Origin of the sequence: Stenotrophomonas sp. PE591 (assembly GCF_018320795.1) — a bacterium.
GTDB classification, from domain to species: Bacteria; Pseudomonadota; Gammaproteobacteria; order Xanthomonadales; family Xanthomonadaceae; genus Stenotrophomonas; species Stenotrophomonas maltophilia.
On record NZ_JAAOKO010000012.1, the window covers coordinates 1 to 17,595 of the forward strand.

Sequence of the window (17,595 nt, forward strand, 5' to 3'; positions counted from 1 at the left end):
AGTTTCGCCAGCTGCTGCAGTCCCATGACGTGGTCCAAAGCATGAGCCGGCCTGGCAATTGCTGGGACAACGCGGTGGCCGAGAGCTTCTTTGCGACGCTCAAGACAGAAGAGGCTGCCGAGCCTTACGCCAGTAGGGAACAAGCCAGCCAGTCCATCGCTGCTTACATCCACGGCTTCTACAATCCAGCCCGGCTACACTCGGCGCTGGGCTACCACTCGCCTAACAACTACGCCCGGCAGCTCCGGGCTGCCGCCTGAAACGGCTTCATGGCGTCCGTTTTCAGGGGGCCAGATCAGTCCGCGGCATGGATGCCGCGGCCAAGCCTCCACGGACGGATTCACGGCGTCCCCCGCAAACCCATCCCGCCCGGCCAACCCCAAGGCTTCTGCCTTCAAACGCCGCCCACCACGAGGGGCTGCGCCGTTGGCTGGAAACCTAGATCGGTGCCAGTGCAGTGAACGGTGCCCACGGCAGGTTGCGCAGCAGCGCATACCCGGGCAGCACCCAGAGCCAGAACACAGGATTGGCCAGCACCCGCATCAGCGGGTCGAGCACGCGTGGGCGGATGCCGGCGATGTTCAGCAGCATCAGCAACAGGAACGGCAGGCTGATGACCAGCAGCGGGTTCATCGCCATCGCGCCGGGCAGGTCGAAGTGGACCAGGGAATACAGGCAGCGCGTGCTGCCACAGCCCGGGCAGTACAGGCCGGTCAGGGCGTACAGCGGGCAGCTCGGCAGTGGATTGCCGGCGACATACGGATTGACGTTGCGCAGCACCACCGTGGCACCCACGGCCAGGCCGGCGGAAGCCAGCAGCGGTGCCCAGCGGGCGAGTCGGGAACGAGCGGGAAGCGCGGACATGCAACAACGGATCCGGCGCAGGCGCCGGATCCGTCCAGGCGTATCAGTAGCCGCTGTTGCTCATCGCGCCCATGCCGCCGAGCACGACGAAGAACAGCACGTACAGCACGACCAGCACGGCCCAGGCAATGGCCGACCAGATGGCCCACTTCTTGGCCTTGGCGGCGGAGTCCTGGGCGCCGGCGATGTCGCCAGCGGCCAGCTTGCCGTTGACCTGTGCGGCGTAGACGATCGACACGATGCCGGCCGGCAGGCAGCAGAACAGGGTGGTCAGGATGGCCCAGACCAGGTTGTTCGGGACCTGCGGAGTAGCGGTATTCATGGGTTCAAGCTCCTTGATGGGTGGTGGTGGTGAATCATTGGTCGGAAAGAGCGCCCAGTACGGCCAAGCCGCCGAACAGCCCGAGCCACAACAGCAACAGGACCGGCAGGGCCACGGCCGAAGCCACTGCCCACCAGCCCGCCTTGCGCGACGCGCTGTAGGCCCCCGGCAGATCGCCAGCCGCGCGGCGGCCATCGACCTGGGAGGCATAGACGATCGACACCACGCCCAACGGCAGGCAGCAGAACAGCGTCGTCAGGATCGCCCAGACCAGATGGTTGGGGATGTAGACCGGACGGCTGAGCGGTGGTGGTTGATTCAAAGCGAGACTCCATTCCTTGGTGGCCGGCCTTGGTGAATCGGCCGAACCTCCCCCCTGTGGGTGCGTAATCTACCGCAACCGGCGTTGCATGTATGCGTTTACACGCACGGCATGTCGTGTTCGCCACTGGACGGTGGCGTATGCGGGGGAGGTTGCCGGGCCTGCCTGTCAGTCCGATTCTGTCAGGCGTGATCGCCGCGCAGGGCCCGCACCTGGGCTTCCAGCGCCTGGGCGTTGGTGGTGTGGCCGTCCATGGACGGTGCCGCCACCACCTCGACGGTGGCTCGGAAACGGCGCGGCACCCGCATGCGGCCGAGGCGGCTGTCGCGCCGGCTCCACATGCTCGACCACATGCCGCGCAGGGCCATCGGCACCACCGGCACCGGCCGCCGTTCGAGGATCTTCTCGACGCCGGACTTGAACGGGGCGATTGCACCATCCCTGGTCAGTGCGCCTTCCGGGAAGATGCAGACCAGCTCGCCTTCGGCCAACGCGGCGTCGATGTCATCGAACGCGCGCTGCATCAGCGCCGGGTCTTCGCGCGCACCGGCGATCGGGATCGCCTTGGCGGTACGGAAGATCCAGCGCATCACCGGGATGTTGAAGATCCTGTAGTACATGACGAAGCGCACCGGACGCGGAATCGTCGCCGACAGGATCAGTGCGTCCATGTAGCTGACATGGTTGCAGACCAGCAGCGCGGCACCTTCGTCGGGCACGTTGGCTTCGATGCCGTGCGGGCGCAGGCGGTACAGGGTGCGCACCATCAGCCAGCTGAGGAAGCGCATCAGGAATTCGGGGACGATGGTGAAGATGTAGATCGCCACCAGCGCGTTGGCGATGGCCAGCGCCAGGAACTGCTGCGGGATGGTCCAGTGCAGCAGCTTGTGCGCGGCCAGCGACAACAGGGCTGCGCCGACGATGAAGCCGGAATTCTGGATGTTCAGTGCGGCGAACACGCGCGACATCTGCGCCTTCGGCGTGCGGCTCTGGATCAGCGCGAACAATGGCACCACGAAGATACCGGTGAACAGGCCGATGCCGATCAGGTCGATGACGATGCGGATGCTGCCGGGCTGCTGCAGGAAGGTGCCGATGGTCAACCCGTGCGCCGTGGCCTCGCCGCTGCGCGCGAAGTACAGGTCGAGCAGGAACGCGGTCATGCCGAACGCACCCAGCGGCACCAGACCGATTTCCACCGTGCGCGCCGACAGCTTCTCGCACAGCAGCGAGCCAACGCCGGTGCCGACCGAGAACAGGGCCAGGGCAAAGATATACAGCGTCGGTTCGCCGCCGAGGTTGGTCACCGCATAGGCCGGCAGCTGCGAGGTCAGCACGGTGCCGACGAACCAGAACCAGGACACGCCCAGGATTGAATTGCGCACCGCCTTCTGCTGGCGCGCCATGCGCAGCACCGCCAGCGATTCCGGCAGCGGGTTCCAGTTGATCTTCAGGTTCGGGTCGCCGGCATCGACCTTGGGAATCAGGCGGGCGGCGATGTTGCCGCAGATCGCCAGCGCGATGATCGCGCACGCGGCCACCACCGTGCCATGGCTGCCGGCGACGGTGAACACCAGGCCGCCGACGATCATGCCGGACAGGATCGACATCGAGGTGCCCATCTCGACCAGGCCGTTGCCGCCGGTCAGCTCTTCGGGCTTGAGCACCGAGGGCAGCACCGAGTACTTCACCGGGCCGAACAGGGTTGACTGCATGCCGGTGCAGAACAAGGCGACCAGCAGCACCGGCAGGCTCTGGGTGAGGAAGCCGGTTGCCGCCAGCGACATGATCACGATCTCCATGGTGGTGGTGATCACGATCAGTCGCGATTTTTCCAGCTTGTCGGCGATCTGCCCGGCCAGTGCCGAGAACAGGAAGTACGGCAGGATGAAGATGGCCGGTGCCAGCGTGGCGTACAGCCCCAGTTCTTCCTCCGGCACGGCCATGAACAGCAACATGCTGATGATCGCCTGCCGGTACACGTTGTCGTTGAACGCACCCAGCGCCTGGACGACGAAGAACGGCAGGAAACGGCGCTGGCGCAGCAGGGCGAACTGGTTGTGACCGGACATGGAACCTCCTTGACCGGCGCAGCCTAGCATTCCTGCCTATCCGCTGTGGGTGCGGACCTGTGGGTGCGGACCGTTGGTCCGCACACCTGTCGATGGTCTCAGACGATATCGTCGACCACGCCGCCGTCCACGCGCAGTGCTGCACCGGAGGTGGCCGAAGCCTGCGGCGATGCCAGGTACACCACCATGTTGGCTACTTCCTCGACCGTGGCGGTGCGCTGGATCACCGAAGACGGCCGGTGTGCCATCACGAACTCGCGGCCGATCTGCTCCAGCGGCTTGCCGCTGCGCTGGCGTTCATCTTCGAACATCGCCGCGAAACCGTCGGACAGGGTCGGGCCGGGCAGCACCGCGTTGACGGTGACGCCACTGCCGGCCACGCGCTTGGCCAGGCCGCGCGACAGCGACAGCTGCGCGGTCTTGCTGACGCCGTAATGGATCATGTCGGCGGGAATGTTGCGTGCCGATTCGGAGGAGATGAACAGCACGCGGCCCCAGCCGGCGTCGACCATCGCCGGCAGCAGCGCACGCGACAGGCGCACGCCGGACATCACGTTGGTCTGCCAGTAGCGCTCCCAGGTGGCGTCTTCGGTCTCGAAGAAGTCCTCGGGGCCGAAGATGCCGGCGTTGTTGACCAGGATGTCGACCTTGGGCAGGCCGGCCAGCAGCACATCGACACCGGCTGCATCGGAAAGGTCGGCGGCGACGCCGATCACCTCGGCACCTGGAACGGTGGCGAGCAGGCGCTGGCGGGCGCGTTCGACACTGTCGGTGCTGCGGCCGTTGAGAATGACCCGCGCACCCGCCGCGGCAAGACCCTGGGCGATCGCCAGGCCGATGCCGGCGGTGGAAGCGGTAACGAGCGCGGTGCGGCCGGCGAGTTCGATCTTCATGGGGGGAGTCCAGGAGCAGGGGATCACCCAGTATCCGCGCAGGACCGTGATCGGGATGCAGCGCCAGGCGCAACACACGGTTGCACACGGTGCAGTAGATCAATGTCATGCGTGGATGGACTGCGGGCCGCGCCAGGCCATGCCCGGCGCCGGCCTTCAGGTGAGCGTGCGCACCGCCTCATTGGCCGCCGCCCGCATCTTCGGCAGCATCCGCAGCACCAGCGCCATCTGGGTGCGGATCAACTGCAGCTTCGCCGGCATCGCCTCGTCGATCTGCTCCAGCTCGGCCGCCACCGCGCGGTCGGCGTCGTTGTCGTCCTCGCTGACCGGCCGCCGTGCGGTGAGGGCCGAGGCCAGCTGCTGCAGCGCTTTCCGCACGCGCTCACCGGCGGCCAAGGCCAGCGGATCGCCGGCGTAGCTGTCCACCTGGTCGCGGTGTGCACCCAGCGCCGACAAGTGCCCAAGCAGCGTGTTGGAGAGCGCCAGGAAGTGGAAGCCGGCATCCAGGTTGCGGCGCACATGACCGGGTTCGCGCAGCATGTTCGACAGCGCGGTGGACAGCGCGGCGTCGGCGTTGTGCATGTCGCGGCGGGCGATGCGGTAGGCCAGGTCATCGCGCATGCCGCTGCGGTACTGGCCCAGCACCGAATCCAGGTAGCGCGCGGCGGTATCCAGCACCCGCGCCAGCACAAGGTGCAGCTGGCGGCCCTGCCAGTCGGGCAGGATCAGGAACGCGGCGGCAGCGGCAATCGCGCAGCCCAGCAGCGTGTCGACCATGCGCGGCACGATCAGCACGAAGCCATCGCCGATCAGGTTGAAGCAGGTCAGGGCCATCACCGTGATCGCCGCCGATGCCACCAGGTAGCGGTCGGTGCGGGTGAAGAAGAACAGCAGCGCCGACAGCAGCGCGATCAGCAGCTGCACGTGCAGTTGCGGGAACAACTGCAGCAGCGCCCAGGTGAGCACGAGGCCCGCCACGGTGCCGACGATGCGCTGCGCCAGGCGTTGGCGGGTGGCGCCGAAGTTGGGCCGGCACACGAATACGATGGTCAGCAGCACCCACGAGCCGTTCTGCGCATTGAACAGGCGGATCGCGGCGAAACCGGCGATCAGCGCCAATGCCATGCGCAGGCCGTGGCGGAACAGGACCGAGCCGGGCGTGAGCTGCTGGCGCACGCGCACGCCCATCTCGCGCAGGGTATGCGGGTTGCTGTCGCGCAGGCGCGTATCGACATTGTCGAGGCTGGCCTCGGAGCGTTCGGCGTCCAGCAGGCGGCGTTCGATGCTGCGCAGGTTGTGCACCAGCAGGTCCAGCGAACCCAGCAGGCGCTGCCACTGCGGGCGCTGCTGGTCGCGCAGGTAGGCCAGCGCATCGGCCAGGTCGCGCCCGGCCTGCTGGTTGGTTTCGCCATACACGAACGGGCGGCGCAGGCGGATCGCCTCGCCCAGGCGCGCGCAGGCCTGGCCCTGAAGATCGAGCAGGCGCTGGCAGCGGTACAGCACGTCGCTGTGGAAGAACGCATCGACCAGGGCGCCGTACGGGTAGTGCGAGGAACTGGCGCGCTCGTGGAAATCCTGTGCCATGTAATAGAGGCGCAGGTACAGGCCGGAGTTCACGCCCGGCCGCCCGGAACGGCCGAAGCGGGCGAGAATCGCGGTCTTGGCCTCGTTCAACGCGCCGACCACGCGCCGGTTCTGCTCGGCCAGGTCGAGCTGGCGGCGTTGCAGGTCGGCCTCACGTACCGGTTCGAACAGGGCGGCCTTCAGCTGCAGGTAGCGGCCCAGCTCGATGTAAAGCCGCGCCACGCGCTCGCGCACCGGTCGGTTGGCGAACAGTGCGGTCCACAGGATCGACAGCAGTCCGTACCAGACGGCGCCCGCCAGCAGGTGGCTGACCGCTTGCAGCGCGGTGTGCAGGTCGCTGGCACCGTGCTGCTCCAGCCCGATCATCGTGTAGATCGCCAGCGTTACCGTGGCCTGGGCGATGGATGCGTAGCGCTCGCCGAGCGCGCCCAGCAGGGTCAGGCAGAAGGTGGACAGTGCCAGCGCGCCGATGAAGATCCACGGCCAGGGGAACAGCCAGATCACCGACGCCGCAGCGATGCAGAAACACAGCAGCGACAGCGCCACCGCCTTGGTCCGGCCCCACCAGTTGTCGTCGGTCTCGGCGATGGCGCTGGCGATGATGCCGAGGAAAACGCCGGGCAGGGCGGTCAGCGCATCCAGCTGCCAGCACACGGCAAGCGCTGCGGTCAGGGCGATGAACACGCGCAGGCCGTAACTGGCCTTCTCGTGGGCCCACAGGCGGCTGAGGCGGGATTGGCGGGCGGGCATGCAGGCTCGGCGGAAGGATCTCCCACCATTATTGCGGGGTGCGCGTGAAATATGGAGGGCGGACCACCGCGGTAGTGCCGGCCGCTGGCCGGCAGATTTGCCGTACCGAGAAAGCCGGCCAGCGGCCGGCTCTACCCTTAGATCCACGCCATGCGTGGATGGGCCGTTCTACGCACGCTGCGCGCGCTTGAGCAGCTTCGCTTCGCGCTTGCGCGCGCGACGGGCCCGCCAGCGTTCGGCCAGGCACGAGAAGATCACGTACAGCGCTGGCGTGCTGAGCAGGGTCAGGCTCTGCGAGAACAGCAGGCCGCCGATCATCGCGATGCCCAGCGGGCGGCGCAGTTCGGAGCCTTCGCCCAGGCCGATCGCCAGCGGCACCGCCGCCAGGATCGCCACCATCGTGGTCATCATGATCGGGCGGAAGCGCACGATGCTGGCCTCGCGCGCGGCATCGCGCGGTGCCAGGCCATGCTCGCGCTGCGCCACCAGCGCGAAGTCGATCATCATGATCGCGTTCTTCTTGACGATGCCGATCAACAGCACCAGCGCGATCATCGAGATCACCGACAACTCGGTGTTGGTGCCGAACAACGCGAGCAGTGCACCCACGCCCGCCGCCGGCAGCGTGGACAGGATGGTGACCGGGTGGATCAGGCTCTCGTACAGCATGCCCAGCACCAGGTACACGGTCAGGATCGCGGCGAACACCAGGATCAGCATGTCGCTGGGGTCGGAGTTGAAGCCGAAGCCCGCATCATCGGCCAGGCGGATGTCACCAGGCATGCGCATGCCGGCCACGGTCGCGTCGATGATCGCCTTGGCCTCACCCATGCTCACGTTCGGAGCCAGGTTGTAGCTGAGGTCCATCGTCGTGTACTGGTTCTCGTGGGTGATCTGCGACGGGGCCAGGCCGGGCATCTGCGTGGCCACCGCGGTGATCGGCACCATGTCGCCATTGCGCGCACGTACGTACACCTCGTCCAGCGCGGCGGGGGTGGCGGTCTGCGAGGGCAGGGCGTTGACCACCACGCTGTACTGGTTGATGTCCGAATAGATGGTGGAGATCTGGCGCTGGCCGAACGCACCGTACAGCGCACCGTCGATGGCACCCACGGTGATACCCAGGCGTGCGGCCTTGGCGCGGTCGATCTGAATGTTCTGGCGCAGGCCGGCGTTGTCCACGTCGGTACCGACATCGCGCAGCTTGGGGTTCTTCTTCAGCTCCGCCTGCAGCTTGGGCAGCCATTCCTGCAGCGATGCCAGGTCGTTGCCCTGCAGCGAGATGCGGTACTGCGCGCCCTGGCTGGAACCGCCGCCATCGTTGCTGGGCAGATCCTGGATCGCGCGCAGGCGCAGCTGCAGGTCGGGGTAGCGGTCGGCCTTGGCACTCAGCCGTGCGAGTGCGTGCGCCGTGGTCTCGCGACGGCCATCGCTGCGCGACTTCAGCTCGATGTTGAACTGTGCGCTGGAGCCCTGGCGGCCGCTGCCCAGGCGCACGCCCACGGTCTTCACCGCGGGGTCGGCCATCAGCATGTCGGTGATGCGGCGCTGGCGGGCGACCATGTCCTCGAAGGACACCGTGGCGCTGGAATTGGCGCGGCCCCAGATCAGGCCGGTGTCCTGCGGCGGGAACGCGCCCTTTTTTACTGCGCCGAACAGGAAGACGGTGGCGCCGATCAGGATCAGCGGGGTCAGCGACATCAGCAGCGCGTGGCGCAGCGAGAAGTCGAGGAAGACCGTGTAGATGCGAAGCATGCGCTCATGGCCGGCATCCAGCCAGCGGCCGAAGCGCGACGGCGGCGCGCTGTGGTCGTGCGCGCTGAGGAACCGGCTGCACAGCGCCGGAGTCAGCGTCAGCGAAACGATCATCGAGACCACGATGGCCGCCACCAGGGTGACGGTGAATTCGCGGAAGAACGCACCCATCATGCCGCTGGCGAACAGGAGCGGGATGAACACCGCCACCAGCGAGGCGGTGATCGAGACGATGGTAAAGCCGATCTCGCGCGCGCCGGTGAGCGCCGCCTGCATCCGCGGCATGCCTTCGTCGAGGTGGCGCATGATGTTCTCGATCACCACGATCGCATCGTCGACCACGAAGCCGATCGCGATCACCAGCGCCAGCAGGCTCAGGTTGTTCAGGGTGAAGCCCATCACGTACATCACCAGCGCGGCACCGGCCAGCGACAGCGGCACGGTCACCGCGGCGATCAGCGTGGGTGCCAGCCGGCGCAGGAACAGCGCCATGGTCAGCACCACCATCGCCAGGCTGATCAGCAGGGTGATCTGCACTTCATGCAGCGACGAGCGGATGGTCGGCGTACGGTCGAAGTACGGCGTCATCGTGGTGCCGGGCTGCAGGTAATCGCGCAGGGTCGGGATCTGCGCCTTGACCCGGTCCACGGTCTCCACGATGTTGGCGCCGGCACGGGTGAACACGTACATCACCACCGCCGGTTTGTGGTCGAACCACGCGGCCTGGTAGGCATCCTGCTGGCCGTCGTAGACGTTGGCGATGTCCTTCAGGCGGATCACCCGGCCATCGCCCTGGGTCTTGACCACCAGGTCGGCGAAGTCGGCGGCACGCGCCACCGAGTCGTTGGCGATGATCGCGGTAGTGGTGTTGCCGTCGCTGAGGAAGCCGGTGGGCGAGGTCACGTTGGCCGCGCGCACGGCGTTGCGCAGGTCATCGGCGGTCAGGCCGAGCGCGTTCATCAGGCGCAGGTTGACGTCCACACGCACCGCCGGCGTCGAAGCGCCAGCGATGTCGACCGAAGCAACGCCGCTGATCTGGCGGATGCGCTGGGCCAGCAGCGAGTCGGCGACGTTGTACAGCTCGTCGGCCGACTGCGTCTGCGAGGTCAGCGCGATGGCGATGACCGGGTCGTCGTTCGGATTCGCCTTCTGGTACATCGGCGAGCCCATGCCCGAAGGCAGGTCGGCCTGCGCCGAGTTGATCGCGGTCTGCACGTCCAGCGCGGCCGAATCGATGTTGTGGCCGCTCTGGAAGATCATGAACACCAGCGAGCTGCCTTCCGAGCTCGACGAGCGCATGCGTTCGATGCCCGGCAGCTGGCCGAGGTGGCGCTCCAGCGGCGCGGTGACTGTCGAGGCCATGGTCGCCGCATCCGCGCCGGACTGGCTGGCGTGCACGAAGATCACCGGGATCTCGATGTTCGGCAGTGCCGATACGCCCAGGCGCAGGTAGCAGATCAGGCCGACCATGAACAGGCCGATCGCCAGCAGCGCGGTGCCGATCGGGCGGCGGATGAAGGGGCCGGACAGGTTCATCGTGCGGCCCACCGCAGCAGCGGGGCGTGGATCATGCCTGCGGCTCCTGCAGCGAACCGTTGCGCAGTGCGCGCTGCTCGCGGCGGCGCGCCAGCCACTCGGAGAAGCGTTCCATGTACAGGTAGATCACCGGCGTCGTGTACAGCGTGACCAGCTGCGACAGCAGCAGGCCGCCGACGATGGCGATGCCCAGCGGGCGGCGCAGCTCCGAGCCGATGCCGGTGCCCAGCGCCAGCGGCAGTGCGCCGAGCATTGCCGCGGCGGTGGTCATCATGATCGGGCGGAAGCGCAGCAGGCAGGCGCGGCGGATCGCTTCATGCGCGTTGGCACCGGCGCGACGCGCCTCGATTGCGAAGTCCACCATCATGATGCCGTTCTTCTTGACGATGCCGATCAGCAGCACGATGCCGACGATGCCGTCCACCGACAGGCTCAGCCCGCACAGCATCAGCGCCAGCAGCGCGCCGACGCCGGCCGGTGGCAGCGTGGAGATGATCGTGATCGGGTGGATGTAGCTCTCGTAGAGCACGCCGAGCACGATGTAGATCACCACCAGCGAGGCCAGCAGCAGCCACACCACATCGGTCTGGCTGCCGGTGAATTCGGCGGCCTTGCCGATGAACTCGGCATGCAGGTGTGCCGGCATGTCCAGACTGTCCTTGGTCTCCTGGATCGCACGCACCGCTTCGGACAGCGAATAGCCCGGCGCCACGTTGAACGAGACCGTCACTGCCGGCAGCTGCTGCTGGTGGCTGACCACCAGCGGCGCACTGCTGACCTTGCCTTCGGCCAGCGCCGACAGCGGAATGATGTTGCCGGCGCCGACCGTGATGCCGGTGTTCTGCGCGCCGATGCCGGTGGCGGTGGACGAGTTGGACGAGGTGACCTGGCCGAAGCTGGTGGCATTGGTGCCGGTCAGCGCGCCGGCGCCGTTGGAAGCCACGGCCAGCTGTTCCATCAGCGCGGTGCTGGTACGGAACTCCGGCGCCACTTCCAGCACAACCCGATACTGGTTGAGTTCGGTGAAGATGGTCGAGATCTGGCGCTGGCCGAACGCATCGTAGAGCGTGTCGTCGATGGTCTGCATCGGCACGCCCAGCACACTGGCCTTGTCGCGGTCGATGTTCAGTTCAAGCGCGCGGCCCTGGTTGGACAGGTTGTTGTCCACGTCGGCCAGTTCCGGGCGCTTGCGCAGCGCTTCGGTCAGGCGCGTGGCCTGCGTGGCCACTTCGGCGCTGTCCACGTCCGACAGCGAGTACTGGTATTCGGTGGCGGCCACGCGGGTATCGAGGGTCACGTCCTGCACCGGTTTCAGGTACAGGGCCACGCCCGGAATACCGGCTACCGCCTTCTGCAGGCGCGGCAGGATCTCATCCAGGCCATCACGCTGGCTGCGCTCCTTCAGCACGATCGACAGCTGGCCCTGGTTGAGCGTGGGGTTCATGCTGCCGGCACCGATGAACGCCGACACGCCGGTCACGTCCGGATCCTGGCGCAGCGCTTCGGCAACCTGCCTTGTGCGCTGTTCCATCTGCGGGAAAGCGATGTTCTGGTCGGCCTGCACCACGCCGGTGATCAGGCCGGTGTCCTGCTCGGGCAGCAGCCCCTTGGGAATCAGCACGTACAGCAGCACGGTCAGTACCAGCGCGCCACCGGCCACGGCCAGGGTCAGGCGCTGGTGGCCCAGCACCCAGTCCAGGCTGTGCTCGTACAGGCCGACGGTGCGCGTCCACAGGTTCTGCTTGCCGGCCGCCGCTGCGCGCTCATGTGCATCCTCGCCCTCGGGCAGGGCGTCGGGCTTGAGCAGGTAGGCGCACATCATCGGGGTCAGCGTCAGCGAGATCAGCATCGACAGCATCACGGCGATGCTCAGCACCCAGGCGAACTCGTGGAACAGGCGGCCGGTGACGCCAGGCATCAGCAGCAGCGGCAGGAACACCGCCACCAGCGAGACCGTCAGCGACAGCACGGTGAAGCCGATCTGGCGTGCGCCGATCTCGGCCGCTTCCTTGCCACTCTTGCCCTGTTCGATGTAGCGGACGATGTTCTCGATCATCACGATCGCATCGTCGACCACGAAGCCGGTGGCCACCACCAGCGCCATCAGCGACAGGTTGTCCAGCGACATGCCGGCAAAGGCCATCACCGCGAAGGTGCCGGCCAGCGACAGCGGCACCGCCACCGAGGGGATGATGGTGGCCCACAGCCGGCGCAGGAACACGAAGATCACCGCCACCACCAGGCCGATGGTGAGGATCAGGGTGAACTGCACTTCATGCACCGAGGCGCGGATGGTCTCGGTGCGGTCGTTGAAGATCTCCAGGTGCACGTCGGCCGGCAGCACGCCCTGCAGCTGCGGCAGGATCGCGCGGATGCGCTCGACGGTCTGCACGATGTTGGCGCCCGGCTGGCGGCGCACTTCCAGCAGCACCGCCGGCTTGCCATCGGCCCAGGCCGCCAGCTGGTCGTTCTCCACGCCGTCGACCACCTCGGCCACGTCGGACAGCCGCACCGGGCGGCCGTTCTTGTAGCTGATGATGGTGTCGCGGTACTCGGCGGCGCTGGCCAGCTGGTCGTTGGTGCCAATGCTGTAGGACTGCGTCTTGCCGTTCAACGAGCCCTTGGGCGCATTGACGTTGGCCTGGGTGAGCGCGCTGCGCAGCTGTTCCAGGGTCAGGCCCATGTTCGACAGCTGCGCCGGATTGACCTGGATGCGCACGGCCGGGCGCACGTTGCCGGCAATCGAGACCAGGCCGACGCCCTGCACCTGCGACAGGCGCTGGGCCAGGATCGAGTCGGCGTAATTGTTGACGTCGCGCAGCGGGCGCGTGTCAGAGGTCAGTTTCAGGGTGACGATGGCCGCGTCGGCCGGGTTCACCCGGTTGTAGACCGGCTGGTAGGGCAGCGACGAGGGCAGGGTGGCCTGGCGGATCGCCGCCTGCACGTCCTGCGCGGCGATGTCGATGTCGCGGTCCATCGAGAACTGCAGGATGATCGTGGACAAGCCAGCCGACGAGTCGGAGGTCATCAGCTCCAGCCCGGAGATCTGGCCGAACTGGCGCTCCAGCGGCGTGGTGACCAGCGAGGCCATGGTGGTGGCGTTGGCGCCGGGGTACTGGGTGGTGACCACCAGGCTGGGCGCATCGATTTCCGGCAGCGCCGACACCGGCAGCTTGCGGTAACCGAGGATGCCCAGCAGCAACAGGCCCGCCATCAACAGCGAGGTAGCGATCGGGCGGCGGATGAAGATCGTCGAAAAGCCCACGGACTGATCCTTGCTGGCACTTCAATGTCGGCGCCGGCGGGTCCGCCGGCGCGAGGGAGAACCGTGGCCTGCGCTCAGCGCGGACCGCCACCGCGACGGCCACCGCCGCCACCGTTCTTCTGTTCGGCGGCCTTCAGCTCGGCCTCGGTCGGTGCGGCCGGGGTTTCGCCCGGCTTCAGCGCGGTGACCTTGCTGCCCGGCTTCAGGCGGAACTGGCCTTCACTGACCACCCGCTCGCCGCCCTTCAGGCCTTCGGCGATCTGCACCTGGCTGTCGCCCACTTCCACGCCGCTGCGCACGGTCTGCATCTTCACCGTGTTGTCGCCCTGCACGACGTAGACGTACTCGCCATCCGGCCCACGCAGCACGGCCTGGGTCGGAATGACCACGCCGCCGGCAATCGTGCGCAGCTGCATGCGCACGTTGACGAACTGGCCCGGCCACAGGCCGTTGTCGGTGTTGTCGAACAGCGCGCGCGCCTTGAAGGTGCCGCTGTCGGCACTGATCAGGTTGTCGACCACGTCCAGCTTGCCGTCGCCGGACAGCACGTGCGAGTCGGCGCGGTCCAGTGCCGCCACCGGCACCGCGCCGGCGGCCTGCGCCTGGCGCACGTCGCCGAGCTGGCGTTCGGGCAGGTTGAACAGGACGTGGATCGGGTGGATCTGGGTCAGGGTGACCAGCGCGGTGCCGGCGTTGACCACGTTGCCCGCGTCGACCGCGCGGATGCCGGCGATGCCGGTGATCGGTGCGGTGACCCTGGTGTACTGCAGCTGCACCTGTGCCGAGCGCATGCTGGCTTCGTTCGCCGCGACTGCGCTTTCGTACTGTGCCACTTGGTTTCGCTGTGTATCCAGATCGGTCTTGGCGACGAACTGGCGATACTCCGGCGCATTGGAGCGCTGGTAGTTGGAGCGCGCGGTGGCCAGCAGCGCCTCGTTCTGGCGCTTGGCTGCCGCGGCCTGGTCGTAGCTGGCCTGGGCAGTGCGTGGATCGATCACTGCCAGCACGTCGCCCTTCTTCACTTCCTGGCCTTCGCGGAAGTTCAGGCTCATCAGCTGGCCACCGACCTGCGGGCTGACGGTGACGGTGTTCATTGCCGTCACGGTACCCAGTGCGCTGGCATACACCGGTACGTCCTGGTGCGTGGCCTGGACCACGGTCACCGGCACCGGGCCGGCATCCGGGTCTTCGCCACCCTGGCGCGCTCCCGCTGCCGGCTTTCCAGCCTTGTCCTTGCCCCCGCCGATGACGCGCAGGCCGACCACGGCCAGCACCAGAACCGCCACGACCAGCAGCACGATCTTCCAAACACGTGACATTACGAGGACTCCAAGAGGGCTGGACGGGGCGCGGCCCCGGTTGGCAATGCGCAAAGCATACCTGTGCCGCATCACGTTTCCTGCATGACGGATGGGACGGGCGCTAAGACCGGATCCGGCCGCGGAGGTTCCCGTGGCGGCGGTGTTGCCCTACATTCAGCTGGACCCCTCTTGCTGTGGAGATTGCGATGCGCCGTTCGCTGCTGCTGTCCGCCCTGCTGCTGGCCCTGCCGGCCGTTGCCCACGCCCAGGACGGGCAACGCCCCGAAGTGACCGCTGCTGCCCAGCGCCTGCAGGCCAAGGTGGTTGAATGGCGCCGCGACTTCCATCAGCACCCGGAACTGTCCAACCGCGAGGCGCGCACCTCGGCCGAGGTCGCCAAGCGCCTGCGTGCGATGGGCTTGAAGCCGAAGACTGGCATCGCCCACCACGGCGTGGTGGCGATCATCGAAGGCGGCAAGCCCGGCCCGAAGATCGCGCTGCGTGCGGACATGGACGCGCTGCCGGTAACCGAACAGACCGGGCTGCCGTTCGCCTCCAAGGCCACCGACCAGTACCGCGGCCAGACCGTGGGCGTGATGCATGCCTGCGGCCATGACGCGCACACCGCCACCCTGCTGGGCGTGGCCGAAGCGCTGGTGTCGATGAAGAAGGACCTGCCGGGCCAGGTGATGCTGATCTTCCAGCCGGCCGAGGAAGGCGCACCGCCGCCGGAAGAGGGCGGTGCCGCGCTGATGCTGAAGGAAGGCCTGTTCGCCGACTTCAAGCCGGAGGCGGTGTTTGGCCTGCATGTGTTCTCCAGCGTGCAGGCCGGTCAGATCGCGGTTCGCGGTGGCCCATTGATGGCCGCCTCGGATCGTTTCGGGATCAAGGTGATCGGTCGCCAGACGCACGGCTCGGCACCGTGGAACGGTGTCGACCCGATCGTGGCCACGGCCGATCTGGTCGGTACCGCGCAGACCATCGTCAGCCGCCGCGCCAACCTGTCCAAGCAACCGGCGGTGCTGACCTTCGGTGCGATCAACGGTGGCATCCGTTACAACATCATTCCCGATGAAGTGGAGATGGTCGGCACCATCCGCACCTTCGACGAGGGCATGCGCCAGCAGATCTTCGCCGACCTGCGCAACGTCGCCGAGCACACTGCGGCCGCGCACGGGGCAAAGGCGGTCACCGACATCTACGAATCGGAAGGCAACCCGGCCACGGTGAACGACCCGGCGCTGACCGCGAAGATGCTGCCGAGCCTGCAGGCGGTGGTGGGCAAGGACAACGTGTACGAGCCGCCGCTGCAGATGGGCGCGGAAGATTTCTCGCTGTACGCGAAGGAAGTGCCGGGGATGTTCTTCTTCGTTGGTTCCACCAGCGTGGGCATCGACCCGGCGACGGCGCCGGCCAATCATTCGCCGAAGTTCCTGCTGGATGAGAAGGCGCTGGATGTCGGACTGCGCGCGTTGCTGCAGGTGAGCCTGGATTACCTGCACGGTGCCGGCACTCCGGCGGGGTGAGGGTTTCCGGCAGGGCTTGCAGCCCTGCACCCGCTTGAATCAACGGCAACGTCAACGTCAAAAGCGGGCATACCGTGGGATGGCGGGGTGGGTCCGGTTGAGGGGGACGCCGTAAACCCGTCCATGGGGGCTTGGCCGCGGCATCCGTGCCGCGGACACCCCCTCAACCGGACCCACCCCGCCTTCCACAGTTTCCCGCGGCTGTTGGTGCCCGCTGCTGTTGGTGGGTGCCGACCGTTGGTCGGCACGGCGGACGTCATGAACGTCTGAAGGATCGGCTTCTGATTTTGATTTTCCTGATCTTTCCCGTGGTGGTGGCGGCGCGCAAGGAACTGTCAGGGGCCGGGTGGGTAGGCGGGGCGGGGGTGTCCGCGGCATGGATGCCGCGGCCAAGCCCCCAAGGACGGGTTTACGGCGTCCCCCGACCCGCCTACCCACCCGGCCAAGCCGATAGACCGCCTTCCACGACCAACCAACAAAACCACCACGGAGGGGCTCCGCCGTTGGCCGGCCCGGCCGAAGGCCCGCCGTCCGCGCGATACAATGCCCCCCATGAACACCCCACAGGATTCCAGCCTCGGTCGCGAGGTCAGTTACCCGTCGCAGTACGATCCCGGCCTGCTGTTTCCCATCCCCCGCAGCGGCGCCCGCGCCGAGATCGGCCTCGATGACGCCGCGCTGCCGTTCGTCGGCCATGACCGCTGGCACGCCTTCGAGCTGAGCTGGCTCGACCCGCGTGGCAAGCCGCAGGTGGCCGTGGCCACCGTGCAGGTGCCGTGCACCTCGCCGCGGCTGATCGAATCGAAGTCGTTCAAGCTGTACCTCAACTCCCTCAACAGCACCCGCATCGACAGCGCCGAGGCACTGCGCGCGCGCATCGTGGCGGATCTGTCGGATTGTGCCGGTGCGCCGGTCCAGGTCGAGTTCGGGCTGCCGGGCCTGCGCGAGACGCCGCTCGGTGAATCCATCGACGGGCTGGAGCTGGAGATCGACTGCTACGGCCCGCCGCAGGCGGACTTTCTCTCGGCCAATGCCGGTGAGGTGGTGGAGGAGACCCTGGTCTCGGCACTGCTGAAGTCCAACTGCCCGGTCACCGGCCAGCCGGACTGGGCGACGGTCAGCCTGCGTTACCGCGGGCCGAAGATCGATCGTGCCGGCCTGCTGCGCTATCTGGTGAGCTACCGCGAGCACGCCGAGTTCCACGAGCAGTGCGTTGAGCGGATCTTCAGCGAGGTGTCTGCGCGCTGCCAGCCGCAATGGCTGGAAGTGGAGGCGCGCTATACCCGCCGTGGTGGCCTGGACATCAACCCGTGGCGCGCCAGTCCCGGCATTGCCGCCCCGGCCGCGACCTACCGCGAACTGCGCCAGTAACCGCCGCAGGCGGTTGCCCGTTGTGCCGGGCCAT

The 17,595-nt window shown here is 67.3% G+C and carries 11 protein-coding genes and 2 pseudogenes; 4 read left to right on the top strand and 9 right to left on the bottom strand.

Annotated features, from left to right (window positions below; translation table 11 throughout):
* Both JLDANKMP_RS22370 and JLDANKMP_RS20320 read left to right on the top strand, forming a co-directional pair.
* Positions 1-110: pseudogene (locus tag JLDANKMP_RS22370) on the top strand (integrase core domain-containing protein); the annotation flags it as partial.
* Positions 87-260: pseudogene (locus JLDANKMP_RS20320) on the top strand (IS3 family transposase); the annotation flags it as partial. The pseudogenes JLDANKMP_RS22370 and JLDANKMP_RS20320, both read left to right, overlap by 24 nt.
* 178 nt (positions 261-438) lie before the next feature.
* Here the strand turns inward: JLDANKMP_RS20320 and JLDANKMP_RS20325 are convergent.
* The 9 genes from JLDANKMP_RS20325 to JLDANKMP_RS20365 all read right to left on the bottom strand — a co-directional run bounded on the left by JLDANKMP_RS20325 (position 439) and on the right by JLDANKMP_RS20365 (position 14,682).
* Entirely contained in the window at positions 439-864 is a 426-nt protein-coding gene (locus JLDANKMP_RS20325) for a DUF2752 domain-containing protein (RefSeq protein WP_005411299.1), read from the bottom strand.
* A gap of 43 nt (positions 865-907) precedes the next feature.
* The gene (locus tag JLDANKMP_RS20330; protein WP_005411298.1) at positions 908-1,186 is read right to left on the bottom strand and encodes a CD225/dispanin family protein; all 279 of its coding nucleotides are present in this window, start codon (positions 1,184-1,186) and stop codon (positions 908-910) included.
* A 34-nt stretch (positions 1,187-1,220) separates the two neighbouring features.
* Entirely contained in the window at positions 1,221-1,508 is a 288-nt protein-coding gene (locus JLDANKMP_RS20335) for a CD225/dispanin family protein (RefSeq protein ID WP_005411297.1), read from the bottom strand.
* Positions 1,509-1,690: 182 nt separating this feature from the next.
* Positions 1,691-3,580 (bottom strand): MFS transporter, encoded by a 1,890-nt coding sequence (locus JLDANKMP_RS20340; protein WP_049461103.1) that lies wholly within the window; start codon positions 3,578-3,580, stop codon positions 1,691-1,693.
* A gap of 98 nt (positions 3,581-3,678) precedes the next feature.
* Positions 3,679-4,473: an SDR family oxidoreductase gene (locus tag JLDANKMP_RS20345; RefSeq protein WP_024958118.1), complete on the bottom strand. Its 795-nt coding sequence runs from the start codon at positions 4,471-4,473 to the stop codon at positions 3,679-3,681.
* 156 nt (positions 4,474-4,629) lie between these two features.
* Complete coding sequence (yccS, locus tag JLDANKMP_RS20350) at positions 4,630-6,807, bottom strand: YccS family putative transporter (RefSeq protein ID WP_088436488.1); 2,178 nt, start codon at positions 6,805-6,807, stop codon at positions 4,630-4,632.
* 168 nt (positions 6,808-6,975) lie between these two features.
* Positions 6,976-10,098: an efflux RND transporter permease subunit gene (locus tag JLDANKMP_RS20355; RefSeq protein WP_212561966.1), complete on the bottom strand. Its 3,123-nt coding sequence runs from the start codon at positions 10,096-10,098 to the stop codon at positions 6,976-6,978.
* Between the two features lie 31 nt (positions 10,099-10,129).
* Entirely contained in the window at positions 10,130-13,363 is a 3,234-nt protein-coding gene (locus JLDANKMP_RS20360) for an efflux RND transporter permease subunit (RefSeq protein ID WP_212561967.1), read from the bottom strand.
* Positions 13,364-13,437: 74 nt separating this feature from the next.
* Complete coding sequence (locus JLDANKMP_RS20365) at positions 13,438-14,682, bottom strand: efflux RND transporter periplasmic adaptor subunit (RefSeq protein WP_012481427.1); 1,245 nt, start codon at positions 14,680-14,682, stop codon at positions 13,438-13,440.
* A 188-nt stretch (positions 14,683-14,870) separates the two neighbouring features.
* Between JLDANKMP_RS20365 and JLDANKMP_RS20370 the strand changes: the two genes are divergently transcribed.
* Both JLDANKMP_RS20370 and queF read left to right on the top strand, forming a co-directional pair.
* Positions 14,871-16,190, top strand: coding sequence for a M20 family metallopeptidase (locus JLDANKMP_RS20370; RefSeq protein ID WP_012481426.1), 1,320 nt, complete (start codon positions 14,871-14,873; stop codon positions 16,188-16,190).
* A 552-nt stretch (positions 16,191-16,742) separates the two neighbouring features.
* Positions 16,743-17,561, top strand: a complete 819-nt coding sequence (gene queF, locus JLDANKMP_RS20375) for an NADPH-dependent 7-cyano-7-deazaguanine reductase QueF (RefSeq protein ID WP_012481425.1) — start codon at positions 16,743-16,745, stop codon at positions 17,559-17,561.
* The last annotated feature ends 34 nt before the right edge of the window (positions 17,562-17,595 follow it).

Excerpts from the sequence above, each read along its gene's own strand:
- JLDANKMP_RS20325 (WP_005411299.1), bottom strand. The coding sequence starts at position 864 with ATGTCCGCGCTTCCCGCTCGTTCCCGACTCGCCCGCTGGGCACCGCTG.
- JLDANKMP_RS20330 (WP_005411298.1), bottom strand. The coding sequence starts at position 1,186 with ATGAATACCGCTACTCCGCAGGTCCCGAACAACCTGGTCTGGGCCATC.
- JLDANKMP_RS20340 (WP_049461103.1), bottom strand. The coding sequence starts at position 3,580 with ATGTCCGGTCACAACCAGTTCGCCCTGCTGCGCCAGCGCCGTTTCCTG.
- JLDANKMP_RS20345 (WP_024958118.1), bottom strand. The coding sequence starts at position 4,473 with ATGAAGATCGAACTCGCCGGCCGCACCGCGCTCGTTACCGCTTCCACC.
- yccS (WP_088436488.1), bottom strand. The coding sequence starts at position 6,807 with ATGCCCGCCCGCCAATCCCGCCTCAGCCGCCTGTGGGCCCACGAGAAG.
- JLDANKMP_RS20355 (WP_212561966.1), bottom strand. The coding sequence starts at position 10,098 with ATGAACCTGTCCGGCCCCTTCATCCGCCGCCCGATCGGCACCGCGCTG.
- JLDANKMP_RS20365 (WP_012481427.1), bottom strand. The coding sequence starts at position 14,682 with ATGTCACGTGTTTGGAAGATCGTGCTGCTGGTCGTGGCGGTTCTGGTG.
- JLDANKMP_RS20370 (WP_012481426.1), top strand. The coding sequence starts at position 14,871 with ATGCGCCGTTCGCTGCTGCTGTCCGCCCTGCTGCTGGCCCTGCCGGCC.
- queF (WP_012481425.1), top strand. The coding sequence starts at position 16,743 with ATGAACACCCCACAGGATTCCAGCCTCGGTCGCGAGGTCAGTTACCCG.